This is a genomic window from Erythrobacter sp. KY5 (genome assembly GCF_003264115.1).
Taxonomy (GTDB): domain Bacteria; phylum Pseudomonadota; class Alphaproteobacteria; order Sphingomonadales; family Sphingomonadaceae; genus Erythrobacter.
Map to the genome: position 1 here is coordinate 1,318,658 of NZ_CP021912.1, position 18,614 is coordinate 1,337,271.

At 60.7% G+C, this 18,614-nt stretch carries 5 protein-coding genes; 2 read left to right on the plus strand and 3 right to left on the minus strand.

The window, feature by feature from the left end; all coding sequences use genetic code 11:
- Window positions 1-32 precede the first annotated feature (32 nt).
- The 3 genes from CD351_RS06270 to CD351_RS06280 are packed head-to-tail and all read right to left on the minus strand — an operon-like array spanning window position 33 to window position 15,392.
- Window positions 33-3,077: a CHAT domain-containing protein gene (locus CD351_RS06270; RefSeq protein WP_111991805.1), complete on the minus strand. Its 3,045-nt coding sequence runs from the start codon at window positions 3,075-3,077 to the stop codon at window positions 33-35.
- Window positions 3,077-13,639 (minus strand): hypothetical protein, encoded by a 10,563-nt coding sequence (locus CD351_RS06275; protein WP_162627632.1) that lies wholly within the window; start codon window positions 13,637-13,639, stop codon window positions 3,077-3,079. The genes CD351_RS06270 and CD351_RS06275 overlap by 1 nt, the downstream gene beginning before the upstream one ends.
- Window positions 13,640-13,655: 16 nt before the next feature.
- A complete protein-coding gene (locus CD351_RS06280; protein ID WP_111991807.1) occupies window positions 13,656-15,392 on the minus strand; it encodes a ShlB/FhaC/HecB family hemolysin secretion/activation protein in 1,737 nt (578 codons plus the stop codon).
- A gap of 376 nt (window positions 15,393-15,768) precedes the next feature.
- Between CD351_RS06280 and CD351_RS06285 the strand changes: the two genes are divergently transcribed.
- On the plus strand, window positions 15,769-16,308 hold the full coding sequence (locus CD351_RS06285; protein ID WP_111991808.1) for a hypothetical protein: 540 nt from the start codon (window positions 15,769-15,771) through the stop codon (window positions 16,306-16,308).
- Entirely contained in the window at window positions 16,305-18,608 is a 2,304-nt protein-coding gene (locus CD351_RS06290; protein WP_174214249.1) for a GAF domain-containing protein, read from the plus strand. Before CD351_RS06285 ends, CD351_RS06290 begins: the two co-directional genes overlap by 4 nt.
- Window positions 18,609-18,614: the final 6 nt, after the last annotated feature.

The following is an 18,614-nucleotide window of genomic DNA, read 5'->3' on the forward strand; positions in this document are numbered from 1 at the left end:
CCGCGCCGTTTTTCGTATCGATGCTGACCGGTTTAGTTGCTGCCGATCGGCTTGGTACCGTCGCCGAGCACGATGAAAGCCGCCCAATAGAACGGGTGTGAGGTGTTCGGGTCATCCATAAGCTCGCGCTGCGCATCTCCGAGCGAGCCTGAAAGTCCTGCACTCTGGTTGCCCGAAATGAGGCCCTGTACGAGCCTTTGCGTTGCATCGAAATCGTCCGGAACCGGCCAATGGCTTGCGACCACTGCCCGTGCGCCCGCTCCGACGAAGGCTCGTACCAACCCGTCGAGTGCGTAGTTGCCTCCCCCGACAACGCCCGCCTCGCGCGAGGCTGCGGTCGTGGCCATGCCTGCCGTGTCGCAAGCAGAAAGGATCACCACATCGGCATCCAGCTCAAGGTCGAAAATCTCCTTGAAGGTCAGAAGACCGTCCGATGCCTCGTTCCCGAATGAGGTAACAAGTGCAGGGCGGGCAGGGCAGTTGGGGCGAGGCGCGGTGACGAGGCCGTGCGTTGCAAAGTGCACCACCCGATATTCGGACAGATCATCGTTCTTGAGAAGCGCCGTATCCGAGAACTCCTCCTTGATAGCGACGTTGCTGTTCGCCTCGCCGTAGCGCTGGGCCGCGAAGAACAGCTCACCCGGATCGATCGGATCACGCCAGGTGTTGAGGCCCCACGCACACGGGTCGCTCGAAGGTTCACGCCCCGTGGGAAGGGCGTTCGACCCAAGGCCAAGATAGGCTTTGGTCGCTTTCGACGGCGCGATCCGGCGGATGTCGAGGAAGCCGCGCGGGCTCACCGCGATAGAAACATCGCGCGATTTTCCGAGCCAATCAATGCCGCGATAGTCGAACATTTCCTCGTCGGTTTGTGCGTCTGCGGTTCGGTCGAGGTAGGCATCCACGCCTTCCTGCGAGGCAATCAGCACCTGCGGCGGCAATTGCAGCATCGGACCGTCGGGTTCGAAGATCAGATGCTTGATGCTTGCCATTTCGGCTTCGACTGGCCCGAACAAGGTGAGATAAAGTTCACGCGCGCGCTCGACGTCGTAGGGGTAAGTCGTTGTCTCACCCGCTTCGTAGATCACGATGGAATCGCGGATGAAGGCGACCGCATCGTCCAGCTCGTCAAGGCCACCTTCGATCTTGAAGCTGCGCGCATCCTTTTGTGTGATCCACAGCGTGAAGACTTCTTCGCCCAGCAGCACAACCTTGTAATAGGCTTCGCCCGGCTTGAGCTCCGCCTGCAACTCCGAGAGCTGAAGGCGCGTTGGCGAAAGAGCCCGGAATCGGGGGAAATCAGCAAGCTTGGACACCAGCGCGGTCTGTTCGGCACGCAGATATTGGAGCGTATCGCGCGCTGCGATGAGACCTTCCGCCTGAAGCGGCGTCGGGTCGGTCAGCGCGGCAAGCCGGTCGGCGCGGGCCTGCGTTCGAGCGATTTCACGGCTGCGGTTGCGCGAAAGGCGGAAGAGCGCGGAAGCCTCGTCGTCCCCCTCGGACATCTGGCGAGCCAGAATGGCCTGCGTTTGCGCAACACCGGGGCGTTGGAGCAATTGTGAGGCCGTGAAGAATTCTGCAGTTGCTTCGGGTGTGCCTTGTTCGGCCAGCAGTTCGAAATAGGGCTGCAGAAGGTTGCGAAGGCTGGCACCGCTGTCGGTGGTGTTGGCAGCACGGTCGACCACTTCGCCAAACAGCGCGCGCGCTTCATTATCCCGGCCGATACGCAGGAGAAAGCCTGCTTTCCTTGCGAATGCGGCAAGTAGCACCGGCGATTGCGGATAATCGCGTGCGATAGCCTTGGCGGCGATGTCGTAGGCATTGATGGCAACATCGTTGCGGCCCAGTCCTTCGGCGACCAAGGCCCGTTCGATAGCGATCTCGGAGCGCAACCAGCGCGCCGAGGCGACCCGTCCTTCGCGGACATCCGCAATCCGTTCGTCAGCCTGCCTCAACAGCATGCGAGCGTCTTCGAGCCGGTTTTGCTGGCGTGCGATGGACCCCGCAATTGCATCGGCCTGCGCGTCGAGCAGTTCGGCCCGTTCGAGCGGCGACAGGCCTAGTTCAACTCCGCCGATACGCTGGAGTGCGACGTTTTCACGGTTGATCTGAGCGGAAAGCGGGTTGTCGATAAACCCTTCACGGATCGAGAGCGTTTCGGTTTGCGACGTGACTTCGCGCATCTCAGCTGCGAGCGCATCGAGCGCGGCTTCGGGGAAGCGGCGGTTGAGGAAGTTGATCGCCCGATAGTTGCGGATCAAACGCTGGGCGACGCCATCGTTGCGGGTAAGTGAGGCATCAGCCTGATTGAAGAGGCGTTCGGCTGCCCGGAAATTGCCAAGATTGCTTTGTTGAAGACCTTGATTGGCAAGAACCTCTGCATAAGCGGATGTGCTCTGCTCGGTGCGTCCAAGCAGGTTTTCGAAGAATTGCCCGCTTTCGGCAAATCGGCCTGAATTGTTGCGCAGATAGGCTTCGGTCAGGGCGTCAAATTCGCTCAGCGCACCAGCCTGCACACGGGCAAAGGCAGCAGCATCGCTCACTTCGGTCTGAGCCACTTCGATGGTGCCCGGGAGCGCGCGTTCGTTCACGACCGACGCAACGGCGAGGCGCAGGACCGGATCGTAGCCCGCAACACCTTCGACGATGTAAGTTCGGCCATCGCGTTCAAATGAGTAGCTGCGATAGGACACACCGACCACCTGGTCGGTGCAGGTCAGCTTGGTGACATCGCCGACCATGTCGATGTTGTCGGTTTCGGGCGACTGGCACTGGGTTTCGTTGCCCGCACCTGTTGGCTGAGTGCTCACACCCGATGGATCGCGCAAGACCAGCAGCGTGCCCACCGCTCCCGCCGCATCGCGACAGGTGAGGCGATAGGCGCGGTCGAACATGCCTTTGAGACGCGGTTCTGCGGGCGCATTCTGTGCAGTGCAGCGGACGCCTGCGTCGCCAACCCGGAAATTGGTGCGGATCGACAGCGGAACGTCCTGCGAGGCCGCAGGCGTTACCATCAGCGCTCCCGTGAGCGTCATTGCCGCGCCGGTTGCGGCCAAGGCGATGGTCCTGATTTTCATTACTGGCCTCCTGGTTCAGATATGGGACCAACTTCAATCTGTGGGTCGAGCAGGGCCGGATTACCGGCGCCGCTGATAGGATCGTTGATGGTGCCACGCTGTTCGAGCGTGTTGGTGTTGATAACCGGCGGTGGAGGATTGATCGGACCGCTGGTCGGGCCTTCGCTGTCCTCTTCTTCTTCAGAGGCTTCCTCTTCCGCCTCTTCCTCTTCGGATTCCTCCGATTCTTCGGTCTCTTCCGATTCTTCGCCCTCGCTTTCGCTTTCGTCGGACGAGTCGCCTTCATCGGAACTGTCGCCTTCGTCCGAGGAGCCGTCGGAATCGCTTCCACCGTCTTCGCCGCCGTCGTCGAGTTCGAAGTCTTCGTTCCCGCCGCCGCCATCATCGACATTGTCGGCGTTTACGTCGCCGCTGCCGTCGCTGCCGCCAGTAACGGTGCCTGCGCTTGCGCCTGCACCCGTATCGTCGGAATCTTCGCCGCCGTCATCGCTGCCATCGTCGCCGCCGTCACCACCTTCGCCAGTGCCACCGCCGGACTCGCCGCCGCTGGAGCCAGCACTTCCTGCGCCGGAGCCGGTGCCCGTGCCAGCTGTTCCACCAGAGCCGCCGGTGTTGACCGCACCATTGACGGAAGCCGAGACAGTCGAGGTCACTTCGCCAGCGGTTTCTGCGATGCAGCCGGTGAACAGGCAGGTGTTGATCTGACTTCCCGCTGTGAAGAGGCTGTTGCCTTCCAGCGCTCCGAGAATCGCAGTCGCTGCATCGTCGCCCGAAATCGTCACGCCGTCAGCGCCCAGGATCTGGCCGCTGATTATCGCCACCGCTCCTTCGTTGATGCTACCGCCGATCACGAGATTGCCAGCGCCGCCGACGAGGAAACCGGCAGGCAGTTCTTCGGTGCCAGAGTTCTGGATCAGCAGGCGGTCGTTTGCGAACAAGCTCAAGGTTACGCCGGTCAGCACGCCGTCAGGCTGGGCGTTCGTGGCCCCTGCATTGAACAGCTCTGCCAGCTGTTCGGCGGTCTCCTCGCCGGTCAGGCTGTCGAGCAGCGTGCCTTCGCCGATGAGAATGTTCGATCCGCTAATAAAGACATTGCCACCGCTGCCGATCAGGTCGATCCGGCCCGTGGTCGTGTCGAGTTCAAAGCGGGTGGTGAAGAAGCTCAGATCGACGCCGTTGCCTCCTTCGACCGTTCCGGTCACGCGAATGGTTCCGCCCAGACCCGGCGCGCCAAGGGACAGCGTATTGATGCCGCTTGTCGAACCAAGATCGAGGTCGGTGAGGGTCAGGCTGCCGCCATTGTCGCCGCCCAGCGCGGTAATGCGAACCTCGCCGCCCTGCAGCCGTCCGAGTTGATCGGCGTCGAAAACCTGGCCTTCGAATTCGTCTCCGCCGGTGCCAACCAGGACGCCGTTCGGATTGTTCGAAACGATGCGCAGGGTCCCGTTTTCACCGGCCGCAACCAGACCTTCCGCGCCGACAAAGAAGTCGGGGGCGGTCGCGCTGATGGTTTGCGCCTGCCACGTACCGCCAATTTCGATGACATTTGCGGCAACCGCGTTGACCGATCCCGCGGTGATATCATCCAGCCCGATCGCGTCGAAAGCCTCGAGGCTGACCGCACCAATTGTTTCGACAAGACCATCGCCGATTATCGAGCCGCCAAGCGCGCGCGAAGAGAGCGAGCCGGCGGTAACGTTTCCAAGCGAGACAAGGCCTGCTGACGTCAGCGTCACCGCGCCTTCGACGTCCGTCAGGCCAGAAAGCGAGATGTCGCCATTCGCTGTCCTCGCATCGAGAGCGCCTGCCGTCACATCGGCCAGAGTGATTGCTCCGAATGCATCAAGGTCGAGCAGCCCATCGAGAACGATCGGAGCGCTTGATGTGATGTCGCCTGCGGTCGAGGTCGCGACGATCGAGGATGCATCAATGCCGCCAAGCGCAATCGACGCCGCCGAATTGATCGCCACCGTTCCGTCGAGTGCTGTCAGCGTCCCGGTCGAAACGCCAGCACTCGCCGAACTCAGCTGGATGGACGACGCAACAATGCTGCCCGTATTGACCGCGCCGTCTGCAAGCAGGTTTAGCGTGCCAGACAGCGTGATATTGCTGAGCAGCGTCGCTGCACCGCCGCGCGCAAAGCCGGTGAAGCTTTGCGCATCGACCGAACCAAGCGTCAGTGCGCCCGCTGCGTCAAACAGCGCCGATGTTTCGACGTCGATGGCGTCCTCGCCTTCGATATCGCCGTTGGACGAACGCGCGAGCAGCGCATTTGCCGTAATCTGAGCAAGACGAATAAGCCCGGTCGCATCGAGTGTAAGCGCCGTGTCGACCGTTACCGGGCCGATCAGTGTGATATCGCCGCCGAGAGCTTGTGCGTTCAGCGACCCCGAAGCGATCTCGCCGATGGTGATACCCGTCGCCGAGACGAGGTCGGTAGCGCCCGCAATATCGAACACTCCATCAAGGGTGATGGCTCCGTTGGCAGTCATCGCGTTGAGCGATCCCGCCGTCACATCGGCGAGGGCAATCGATCCGAAGGCGCTGAGGTCGAGAAGGCCGGTCAGCGCAATCGGCGCGCTCGACGAGATATCGCCTGCGGTTGAGGTTGCGATGATCGAGCCTGCTTCAATGCCTCCAAGCGCAATCGAGGCCGCCGAATTGATCGCGACCGTACCGTCGATTGCGGTCAGCGTTCCGGTCGAAACGCCTGCGGTAGAGGAACGGAGCTGGATCGAGTTCGCGCTGATATTGCCCGTATTGACCGCGCCGGTAGCGAGCACGTCCAGCGCTCCCGCCAGGCTAAGGTCGCCTATCACCGTCGCATCGCCGCCCCGTGCGAACGCGGTTAGGTCTTGCGCTGACACCGACTGCAAGGTCAGGGCACCGGCGGCATCGAAGATCGCTGATGTTGCGACGTCGATGTCCTCTTCGCCTTCGATATCGCCATTGGACGAACGTGCGAGCAGCGCATTTGCCGTAACTTGCGCCAGCCGGATAAGGCCCGATGCTTCCAGGCTTAGCGTGGTGTCGACATTGACCACGCCGAGCAGGTTGATGTCGCCGCTCTGCGCGACGGCATCGATTGAGCCTGCCTCGATTTGCCCAATTGATACTCCGCCAGCTGAAAGCAGGTCGACTGTAGCGACAAAATCGAAGGCCCCGTCGAGCACGATATTGCCTGATTCAGTCACGGCATTCAGCGAACCCGCCGTCACGTCGGTAAGCTGGATTGCTCCGAAGGCGTTGAGGTCCATCAGACCGTCCAGAGTAATGGGCGCGATCGAGATTATGTCACCGGACTGCGCAACGGCATTGATTGAGCCTGCGCCGATATCGCCCAGTGTGATGCCCTGCGCCGAGAGCAGGTCGACGATACCGTCAAAGTCGAACACGCCGTCGAGCGTGATGTTGCCGCTGCGCGAGCGTGCGATCAGAGATGCCGCGACCACATCGGTCAGAGTGATGGCACCGGCAGCGTCAAGATCGAGCAAGCCCGTGAGCACGATTGGTGCGCTCGACGAAATGTCCCCGCCGGTCGAGCGGGCGATGACCGAGTCTGCGATGATACCGGCAAGCTCGATTGATTCCTCAGTCGTAATCGTGACCGTGCCACCCGGCGAATTGACCGCGCCGGTCATGATCATGCCGTTCGCTGCGTTAAGCGACAGGGTTCCCGCGGTGAGGTTGCCGACATCGATGCCGGCAGCGGAGTCGATCAGAAGCGTGCCCTGCGTTGCCAGATTCGCTTCCGTCGTAATGCCGCCCGAAGACGAAATGAGTTGCAGGCCTTGTGTCGCAGTGACCGTCCCTGGAACCGGAGCAGGGTCAGGTGGCGGCGCGTTCGGGTCGGCTTCAGGAAGAACAATCGCGGCTGCGTTGATCGCAAAAAGGCGCGAATTGATCTGCGAACTGTCGAGGGTGAGCTGGAATTCGCCTGACGTGGCGATGTCGATCACGTCCGAAGTCAGTGTCGCATTCTCGAGAACCAGGCCGAAAGGCGTGGTCGCCGCCGGGGTGCCATCGTCGAACAGGAAGTCTGCCGGCGTGTCGCCCATCAGCTGAATATCGATCGATCCAACCTGCGCGTCGGCCTGGCGAACGAAGAAAGAGCCAAACCGCGCAAAGTTGTTTGCGCCAGCAATGGCACCGCTGCCGCCGACCCCTCTTGAACGGGCGAAGAAGCTGCCAAGGTCGAGGCTGCCGCGACCCGGATTCTCGAACGCCTGGGTGACCGCTGCCTGCACGCTGCCGCCGACACCGTCGCCGCCATTGCCCTGCGTCTGGCCGGACCCGCCATTACCGCCGATCCCGTTGGTTTCAAACGTGATGCTGTCCGCTGTCACGTTGGCCCCGCGTACGAGCAGCGACATATTGCCGCCCAGAGCAAGGCCGCCATCGCCGCCTGTGCCGGTTGATGCGGCACCGCCATTGCCTGCTCTATTTTGCTGGAACGCCGTGATGGTCGAAAACGTCGCCGAGCCATTGACGGCATCGGGGATGGAAGTTCCGCTGGCCGTGCCGATGTTCAGATTGCCGCCAACGACATCGCCGCCGGCGCCGCCATTCACACCCGCACCACCGTTGCCGCCAAATGCCAGCAGGTCGATAGTAGTCGCGCCATCAACCACAAGCGTACCGTCGAAAGCGCGACCGAAGATGAGCCCGTTGATATTCGTGGCCTCGCCTCCGGCTCCCCCGTCAGCTCCGTTAAGGCCATCGCCGCCGTTGCCGCCCCGGATCGTGATATCGACGTCGAGCGAACCCAACGTGACAAGGGAGGGCGCTTCGCCCGGAAGATTGAAAGCGTCGACGCGGTAGATAGCACCGCTTGCATTGCCGCCGGCACCCGGAGTGTCGCTAGCCAGTCCGTTGCCGCCCGCTGCGCTGCCGCTGAGATCAAGGACGCCTGAAATGTCGAGCGTGCCCTGCTGCGCGAAAACATTCAGGTTCACACCCTCTGCATTGCCGCCCGTCTGTCCGTCACCGCCGGTCGCAAACGCGTTCAACACCGCGTCGCCATCAATGAAAATGCCGCCGCCGACAGCAACTACTTGAGCAGCACCGCTCAATGCGCTGCCTCCTAGCCCGTTAGCTGCCCTGCCGCCGGTCGCTTCGGTGAGAAGATCGACATTGCCGTTTATAACGCCATCGGCGCCACTGAAGGTCTCGATTCCGGCGCCGTTACTGTTGGCCTGGCCGCCATTCCCGCCGAGCCCCCCGGCATCACCGCCGGTTGCCGAAGCGACAAGCTCGACCTGGGTATTCAAAGTGCTTACGCCGCCGGGTATTGGTTCTCCGGTCTGACGATCGAAATCTGCCTCAAACCCGATAAACGACCGGTCAGCCGTTGCCTGCCCACCGTCACCGACGCCGCCCGCGCTTACCGAACCGCCCACTGCGGTAGTCGATGCCGAAAGCGACTGCGTATTCAGCTCTCCATCGGCGCGCGCAGCAATGAAGTTGGCGGCCACGTTCGCATTACCGCCGGCCCCGTTGACGGAGTTGCCGCCGATCCCGGTCGCGCTCACATCGACCGCGCCTGCGATATTGACCAGCCCTCCAAACGTCACCCCGATGAAGTCGGTGTTTGCGTCGCCACCTCGTTGGAGACCTGACCCGCCAAGCGAGGTCATCGAGGAGATGAAATCTCCCCCGATGGTCACCGTCGAATCTATGAAAGTGGGGCCGAGGTTGCGGGTGAAGGAATTGCCGCCGATCTGGCCTGAGCCGCCTTGTCCGAACCCCGCGAGGATCAAATCGCCTGCGACATCGAATATTGACTGGTCGATGTCGAAAGCCAGTGTGCCGACCTCGACGTTGCCGCCATTGCCGAGCCCGTCGCTCGATCCGTTGCCGCCAAAGTGGTCGAAGGTGAACTGATCGAGAGCGATCGAGACGTCGCTTCCAAAGACGTTGAAGCGGCTGAACTGCCCGGACGTGCTGCCGCCGCTTGTGCGCTCGGCATTGCCGATAGCCGAGCCGCCGCGAGCAAGCATCTGGATCGACCAGCGCCCAAGATCCGTGGCGGTGTTGGTGATGCTCCAGAAATTGCTGCCGGTTTGGGCGAAACCACCCTCCGCATCGCTGGCAGACGTGTCGCCGCCAATCGCGATGTTCGTCATCAACAGCGGGCTGCCGACCACATCGGGAAGCTCGACTTGCGCACCTTGCGACACATTGAAGTTCAGGCTGCCTGCGAAAGCGGATCCGCCATTGCTTGTGACGCCTTGCCCGCCGAAGGCATTGGCCGACATGAAGTCGAGCCCGCCTGTGGCTGGATTACCGGTGACGTTAGGGGACAGGACCCGCATCAGGCTGCCGGGATCAGATACGCTAATCTGAACCGATCCACCGATAGCGTCGCCAGCGATGTCACCGTTGTCATCGCCGCCACGCGCATCTGCGGAGAGACCAAGCTCGTTGACGGACAGGAAACCGCCTTGCGATACGAACACCTCTGCGGTTCCCGCGAATGCGGTGCCGCCGAACGCTGCGACCGCATCGGCACTGATGCGCAGCATGCCTGCAATGTCGACATCGCTGTTTCCGAACGCGGATATGCGGGCGAACCCACCCGCTGAACCCAGACCATCGATCGCATCGTCACGCAGGTTGCTGACATCGAGTGTGACATTGCCTTCGAAAATGGCGATGGCGTCGTTCTGAATATCGATCGTAGCGTTTCCGCTGCGGACGATGCCGTCTAGATCCTGATCGTCGACCGCACTCGATGCCAACGTCACGTCGCCGCGCACAGTGAGGCTCGATCCGCCGAAAGCGTTCAGGGCTGCAAAACCGGCATCGCTATCGAAACTCGGCGCGCTTCCGTCGAGGAAAACCGAGCCATCGATAAGGAGCGAGCCCGGAATGCCGGTGTTGAAATCCTGATTGACACTGATCTGAGCGAACCCGCCAACCAGAGCGACGTCCCCCGCGATCGTTGCAGCACCGCCTCTGAAATCAAAAGAGATGCCATGGGTGTTTCCGACAGTGCCATCGCCATCCAATGCGAAGGCCGAGGCCTGAATTCCCGAAAGAATGTCGACCGTGCTGTCTTCGAAATTGAAAGCAAGGGGATCTACTGTAAGCGTCCCGTCTCCGCCCAACCCGTCGTTTGATCCGGAGCCAGCAGTGGCGTTCAAATCAATGCTGCCGACACCGAACTCAATGTCCGAGCCAAAGATATTGAACTGACTGAAGCCTGAGAAAACGCTGCCGCCCGAGCTGCGCTCAGCGGGTCCGAAGGCCGAACCAGCCCTTGTTGTCTGGACGACCGAGAGAGTTCCAAGCCTTGCATTGGAACCTGTAATACTGACGAAGATGTTCCCCGTGGTTGCGTCTCCACCGAAGCTGTCGCTCGCCTCGGTATCGCCGCCCGTTACCACGTTTCGGATAACATAGGGGCTTGTCGGTACATCGACGAAGTTTACGCTCGCCCCATCCGCAATGTTGAAGTCGATAAAGCCACGGTCCGCGAAGCCGCCTGCGCCGACCACGCCGTTGCCGCCAAACGCTCCTGCGAAAAGCAAGTTGTCACCATTTAGGTTGCCCGTCGCGATATCCAGCGAGCTGCCATTACCGAACACGGTAAGGCGCGCCGAACCACCAGAAGCGGCGCCAGCGCCAAAACCGATATCGTCTCCGCCCCTTGCAAGCGAATTGACCGACAGTCCGCCTGTGTTCAATGCACTGCCGTTGACAATGTTCACTTGGGAATTGCCGCCGCGCGCCGTGCCGCCATCGCCAGCAATCGCATTGGTGGCAATTCGCGTCATTCCGCCAACGTCGATCGTGCCACCGGAATCAAGGAAGACTTCTGCAAATCCACCTTCAACCGCGATCCCGGAAGAGTCGCCGCTGAGGTTCACGCTTGCATCAAGCGTTACGTCTCCGCCAACGATGATAAGGCTGCCGGCGTCGCGGGCGCTGATTGTCGCGTTGCTGCTGCGTATCACACCATCGCCGTCGCTATCGCTCGAGGCGTTTGCGCGCGCCGTATAGTCGCCGCCGATGATGATCGAAGAGCCCTGCGTGGCCGTAAGTTCCGCTCCGCCCACATCGATGCCGAACGAGCCGAGGTTCGAGATGAGCGCTACGTCACTCGCTACTTCGATTGCCGATGGAGCGCCGGAGTTAAATTCAGTTTCCGCGAAGACCTGGGCAAAACCTCCGGTGAAGAAGATGCCTCCGTCGACGAAGACATCCGAACCATTGGCGAATAGCGAGAAACGCTGACCCTGACCGTCCTGCCCCTCGCCATCAATGCTGACTGCGGTCGCAACAAGGTCGGAGGTAATATTCAGGATCGAATTGTTTGGACTGATATCGAAACTGTTGGCCGTGATGTCGCCGACAAGTCCGGCGTCGGACCCGGTGCCTGAAATAGCAGTGTAATCGATGCCTTCGAAGGCAACGGTAACATCCGCGTTGAACATATCGAACCGTGTGGAGCCGAGGAATGCGTTGCCGCCCTGCGATCCAACCGCCGGAAAATCGACGTTCCCCCCAACAGCTCTCACTTCGAAGCTCAGGCGTCCCAGATCCGCCGTGCTGTCGCTAACCTGCCAGAGGCTGAACCCGGTTTCGGCATTGCCAGCCAAAGCACCGTCCGCACCGGTCGCTCCGCCGATCGCGACGTTCACAATCTCCAGCGGCCGACCGGCGACATCGGGAAGATTGATAGTCGCGCCGCCGATGACATTGAGGTTCGTACTGCCCGACTGTGCCGAGCCTCCGAACCCGATTTCACTCGATCCGCCGACTGCGACGGCGTTCATGAACTCGAGCGGGCCCACATCTGCTGGGCTAAGCACCGTCAGATTGCTGCCAACGCCATTAACGGTGATATCGGTCCCGCCACCAATGGCGTTTCCGCCATCGTCGGAATTGAAATCACCGCCAAGGAAGTCAATCGGACCGCCTGCCACCGCGGCTGAACTGAGGCTCAACTCGCCTGTCGTGAACTGCGCCCCATTGAGCACCTGAACCTGCGCAAGACCGGATGTCGCGTCGCCGCCCCTGGTTATCGCATCGGTGCTGACATTTGTGACGCCGTTGACATTCAGCGTGCTCGTGCCGTCCATCGTAACACCGGCAAAATTCGTGCGAGTACCGATGTTCGCGCCGCCGAATGGTCCACCGGTAGCGGTGCGAACGGTCAGATCGCGGCCCACATTGAGGATCGAGCCCGCGCCGCCGACGAAGACGGTCGCGACCCCTGATTCGACGATCCCATCGCCATTCACGTCATTTGGGGCAAGGCTCACGACGCTCAGATCGCCATCAATATTGGCAAGGGCACCGTCAGAAACATCGAAACGGGCAGACCCTGCATCGGCGCCAAATCGCGGGGTGAAACTCTGGGCGGTGAAGCTACCGAGCACGTCGAGTACTGCGCCGCCAAAAACGTTGGTGTTTACTTCACCCCCGCGCAGCGACACATCGCCGAAGAAGCCAGCGGTGTCTGAAATGGTCGTGTTGATGTTGCCGGCAGCAAGCGCGGTAAGACTGCTGTCGATGAAGACGTCTGTGCCGATGCCATTGAAGAAGGTGTCGATGACAATTGAATCGTCTTCGTTTCCTACGAGCGTGCTATCGGTATCGCCGACGATAATGTCGTAGCCTGCGGTCAGGACCACGGCGCCGTCGGCCACGAAAGCGCCCTGCGCTATGTCGAAGCCGAGATCGCTGCCGCCTTGGATGGCGAGGGTGGTCGCGGTGTTTTTTGAGACCGCCACCATGTAGATGCGGTGGTTGTCGCCCGCTCCGGTGCTGGCCGGACCGCGGATCGAACCACGCGTCGTGATGCCCTGAGGATCCTCGGTGCCGATAGCGACTTCGATGCTGAACAGACCATCAGGACTGAAGGTAATCGTACCGGCCTCGGCTGCGACGAGCGCAGCCTGTCCATTTACATTGATATCGCCGTTATGCTCGATCCGCGGGGCAAAGAGCGCGACATAGCTGCCCTCGGCCAGCGCATTGATCTGCGCGCCCTGGTCGACCGTGATGCTTGATAAAGGGTCGGCTTGGCCAAACTGAACCTGGTTGCTGCCATTGATAAAGCCGCCGCTGCCGTTGGTCACTGGCGCAGCGGTCGTCAAGCCAAGGCTGCCTACGTCGATAACGGCATTCGACCCGATGACGATCCCGCCGGGCGTGTAGAAAAAGACGGTGCCCCCGATATTGCCCTGAACCTGTGAGATGATGGTGCCATCGAGAATGATGCGGCGCGACAGGTCGAACGGCAGGATGCGGTTCAGAACGGCGAAGTCGGCGATTCCGGTGCCGTTCTCAAACGTAGCCGTGGTCCCGGCCTGCTGGAACAGGATGTCGCCGATGCCCTGATTGTCATCAGGCGTCCAGTCGATGACAGCGCTTTGGGATTCGACCGTGATATTGGTTGTGCCAGACCCTTCGGTGATCGTGGCTGCACCCTCGGCGACGACGCCTTGCCCTTCGAACGACTGCGCGAAGGCAGGCGTCGAGGCAAAGGCAATCCCCGTTGCAAGGGCCATTGCAGAACACTGCGCCATCTTCAGCTGGGTTTTGTAGGCCACGATCAATTCCTAACGCTTAGAAGCTTGCAGTGAGTGTGAAGAGCACGCGAACATCGCCCCGCTCAGTCTGAAGACCGGCGCGCTTGAGCGGCACCGCGACCAGCGCATCAAGGCCATAACGTCCTGCGAACGACAGGCGCGCACCTGCGCCGGTCGAGTACAATTCGTCATTTGGCTCTGCGCCCTCGTTCCAGGTTTTTGCGAGGTCGAAGAAGGCATAAGGCTGAATCGCCATGTTGCCCGGTCCACCAAGTGGAAGCGTGGTCGTGCGCAATTCGGTCGTCATGGCAACGCCATCGTCTCCGATAATCGTTCCCGGATCATAGCCGCGACCGACGGTAAAGTTACCGGCAGCGAACTCCTCAAATCCAAACAGTCCGCCGCCGAGCGACCATTGCGCTCGAGGCCTGAAGGACAGCGCCAACAGCTGCGAAAGGGCGAGTTCCAGATCGCCGGTCGCGCGAATGATCGACGAGGTCGGGCTGCCATCGAGCCTTCCCGGATTGATCTGATCCGCCGGGCAGGTCGGGCCGAGGCATACAGACGAGGCGCCGAAAATATCGAAACCCTGCCTGAACTCGAGGCTGGCGGATGCCTGATATTGCGGTACGCGGTTGGCGAGGTCGATGGAGTCGTACTCGACCCGCAACCAGCCCACGCGAATGCGGTCACGCGAGAGCGGGGCGATGAAATCGACGTCCTGGTCGATGTAGTCGAAGCCTGCGCTCGCAAAGACGTTCTCGCCCTGCGTTCGCAGGATGGGATAGCCAGCCGAAATCCCCGCAACCAGCGTTTCTGCCTGAAGGTCCGCGACCGGTACGCCGACGGCTGCAGCGGTCCCGAGATCGGGCGCTGTCCACGCGTAAGTGAACTGGCCCGCAATGACCAACCCGTCGCCACCGGGGCGGAATTCGTGCCCTGCATTGATGACGTGCTGCTCGCTGAAATCGCTGCTGGCGAAATAGGATAGCGAGGTCACATCGCCGAGGCCGGTCAGCCCAAAGAATTGCGCTTGCACCTGCGCACCGAGCGGACCTGTCGCATCAGCGCCATAATTCTGCATTGCGAAATTGAACGCGTATTTCTCGCGCTGGACGGTGACTTCACCGATCAGGTCGCCCGGACCTTCGCCGCCGGGGCGAAGCGTCAGGTTGACGGCGTAGCCGGGCAAATCGCGCGCGAGCAGCAAGGCGCGCTCCGCCTTGTTGCGGTCAAAGATCTCGTCTTCGGCTAGGCGGCCAAGATATTGTTGAAGCTTGGCTTCGGCGCCGCGCGTTTCGCCGCGTGCGCGCACCGCACTGATGCGGCCATACAGAACCTCGAAATTGACCGAGCCATCCTCGATCCGCTGGGTAGGGACCTGGGTCGCTGCCAGATATCCCTTATTGCGCAGGATCGTCGCAGCGGCATCGCGGATTTCGCAGAGAACCGCGACCGGGTGCTCCTCACCTTCAAAAGGTTTCCATGCCGGCTCAAGCTCTTCGGGCGCTGCGCCTTTCAGTCCGTTGAAATTGACTTCGCGGATCGTCAGTGTGACGTCTGCATATTGCGGGTCGGCAAGAGCGCATGGCGAACGCTCGATGCCCCCTTCGATGTTCAACCGTGGTGCGGGAAGCTGCTCGGTCCTGGCAATTCCTTGAAGCTCTTCGCGGGTAGGCGCGATTTGTGCATTCGCGGCGCTTGCGGTCATCATCGCAACCGGCCCGACCGATAGGGCCAGGCCACCTGCAATGCAGGCCTTCTTCGTGCTCATTTTTCCCCCTTGCCGTCCCCGAGCCGGCAAACCCCACGATTGTGGCATTTTCTTAGATAGAATGCGTCTTGGCGAAAATCGGGGTCTGCGGCAAGTGATTGGAATACTTATTTTTTGGGGAAACGATGTCTCATGGGACCGTTCACATACGCTTTTACCCCATATTTTGAGTTCATTAAGCTGTAATACGCCAGATCAGAGTTAATACGCGAACCGCCCCGCGCATTGTGCGCTAACAAGGTAACTCACAGATCTAGGGTAAATGCCCTTGATTCCTGCGCTTTATGGTTCGATGGTCGCGTGGGTGCATGGTCCGGTTGATCGCTCGACAGAAGCGAATTCCCGGTGTTTGGGGAACTTACGAAGCTAAATTAGCATGTCTGAAAACTTATCCGAATTCCGCAGCGATCCGCTTGCGGAGAACCGCCAGTTGCAACGTGCGATTGCGACTATGCGCGACGCGTTGGAAGACAAGGAACATGAGGCGCGCAGGCTGGTTCAGGAGGCCCAAGCCGAAGCCGCCGGCGAGATCGCTCAGCTCAAGGATATAGCGCAGGGCCTGCGCGATCGGCTGGAGGCGGAAGCCCATGAGGCTGCCAGTAAAGTCCAGGCAGTCCGGGCCGAAGCGGCCGCCGAAATTCGCGAGCTGAAAGACACGGCACAGGCTCTTCGGGACGCCTTGGAAGACCAGCGCGCAGATGCAGAACAGGCGCTGCAGGCCGAACGTCAGAGCGCCCATGCAGAAGCCGCTCAGTTGCAGCAGGCGCTTCGGGACCAACGCATCGTCATCGATAATCTGCGTGCCAGTCTTGCATCTGAAAAACAGGCGATGATCCGGGCGCACCGCGATGAAATCAGCGAGCTTGAAGCGATGGTCCAGAACCTGCGCGAACGGCTGACGGAGACTCAGGCATGAACGAGCAGACAACGAAGATCGAAGAGAGGGCGCCGGCGAAAAAGACGACCCTGACCCAGGCACAGCGCCTCAAGCAGTTGCAGATGATCCTCGACGTATCGCGCCAGGTGGCGTCGCTCGAAACTCTCGACGCGGTGCTCGACACGCTAGTGACGGTAGCGGTGGAGACGACCGGCGCGGCGCGCGGTTCGCTGTTTCTGCACGATCCGTCGACTGGCGAGTTGTACAGCCGGATTGCGCAGGGCCTGAAACGCCGCGAAATCCGTATTCTCGATACGATCGGGATTGCGGGAACGACGTTCCAGAGCGGCGAAGGGCTTATCATCCGCGATCCCTACAATGACCCGCGCTTCAACAAGAATGTCGATGCGCAGACCGGGTTCAAGACCACCTCTATCCTCGCCAGCCCGATCCGCAACGCTCGGGGCGAAACGATTGGCGTCGCGCAGGTTCTGAACAAGGTCACCGGCGAGTTTACCGAACAGGACCTGCAGGTGCTTGAAGGCATCACCTCGCAATGCGCGATTACGCTGGAATCGATGCAGCTGGTTGAGCGGATGGAAGATTCGCGCCGCCGCGAGATCGAATTCCTGAACATCGTTTCCGAGATGACTTCGGAACTCGAGCTCACCACCCTGCTACGCCGCGTGATGACGGAAGCGACAGCGATGCTGGATGCCGAACGCTCGACACTGTTCATCAATGATGAGAAGACCGCGGAGCTTTTCAGCCATGTTGGCGAAGGGCTCGACGCGATGGAAATTCGCCTGCCTAATCACCTTGGCATTGCAGGATCGGTGTTTACCAGCGGCGAGGCGATTAACATCCCTCATGCCTATACCGACCTTCGGTTCAACCCGGCTTTCGACAAACAATCGGGCTTCTTCACCCGTTCGATCCTTTGCGTTCCGGTGGTGAACAAATCGGGTGAGACGATCGGCGTGACGCAGGTGCTCAACAAGCGCGGCGGGCCTTTCAACGAAGAAGACGAGAGCCGCCTCAAGGCATTCACCGCGCAAATCGCCATCGGCCTCGAGAATGCCAAGCTCTTTGCCGACATCCAGTCGATGAAGAATTACAATGAGAGCATGCTCCAATCCATGTCGAACGGTGTCATTACCTTCGACGAAGAAGGCGCGAACCGCACCTGCAATCAGGCCGGCGCACGCATCCTGCGCTGCGAACCCGATGAATTGACCGGGAAGTCTGCGGCAGAGGTTCTGGGTGAAGAAAATCAGTGGCTGATCGACAAGATCGCCCGCGTGTCTGAGCGGCGTACGCCAGAAAGCCTGCCAGATACCGAGCTTGTCTTTGCAGGCGAGACCGTGTCCGCCAACGTGACCGTGCTGCCGATGGAATCGGGAGAGGGCACTTCGCTCGGCACGCTTGCCATGATTGAGGACATTTCCGACGCTAAACGCGCCAAATCGACCTTGTCGCGCTACATGGACCCCGGCCTTGCATCGCAAATGCTCGCAGGCGGGGGCGAGGACGACATTCTTGGCGGAAAGGATACGACAGCAACCGTCCTGTTCTCCGACATTCGCGGCTTTACCACCATCACCGAAAAGCTGGGCGCGCAGGGGACTGTCGCGCTGCTCAACGATTATTTCGAGCTGATGGTTGATTGCATCTCCGAACAGGGCGGCATGCTCGACAAGTTCATCGGTGACGCGATCATGGCCGCCTTTGGCATCCCTGTCGGCCATGACGATGACGAGGATCGGGGTCTTCGCGCGGGGATCAACATGATCTCCGAATTGTGGCGCTGGAACGAAGAGCGCGAGACACGCGGAGAGATGCCGCTCGACATGGGTCTGGGCCTCAACACTGACCGGATCGTCGCGGGCAATATCGGCTCGAAAAAGCGCATGGATTACACCATGATCGGCGACGGAGTGAACCTTGCCGCGCGGCTTGAAAGCGCGTGCAAGCAGTACTCGGCGCGCATCCTGTTGTCCGAATACACGGTCGCCAAACTGAAGGGCGTCTATCGCCTGCGCGAAGTCGACCGCGTCGTGGTGAAGGGCAAGTCGGAGCCAGTGGGCGTGTACGAATGCCTTGATTACCACTCCGATGCGACTTTCCCGAACCTCATGGATGTGCTCGGCAATTTCAATGAAGGCGTGAAGCTCTATCGCGGACAGCAATGGGACCGGGCGGCTGGCTTCTTCGCAAAGGCGATGGAAGCGAACCCTGACGACAAGCTCAGCCAGACCTATATCGACCGCTGCCAGCTGATGAAAGAGGCTCCGCCGGGCGATGACTGGGACGGGGTCTGGATCATGAAAGAGAAGTAGGCTCCG

Coding starts and splice junctions, on each gene's coding strand:
- CD351_RS06270 (WP_111991805.1), bottom strand. CDS start 3,077: ATGAAAATCAGGACCATCGCCTTGGCCGCAACCGGCGCGGCAATGACG.
- CD351_RS06280 (WP_111991807.1), bottom strand. CDS start 15,392: ATGAGCACGAAGAAGGCCTGCATTGCAGGTGGCCTGGCCCTATCGGTC.
- CD351_RS06285 (WP_111991808.1), top strand. CDS start 15,769: ATGTCTGAAAACTTATCCGAATTCCGCAGCGATCCGCTTGCGGAGAAC.
- CD351_RS06290 (WP_174214249.1), top strand. CDS start 16,305: ATGAACGAGCAGACAACGAAGATCGAAGAGAGGGCGCCGGCGAAAAAG.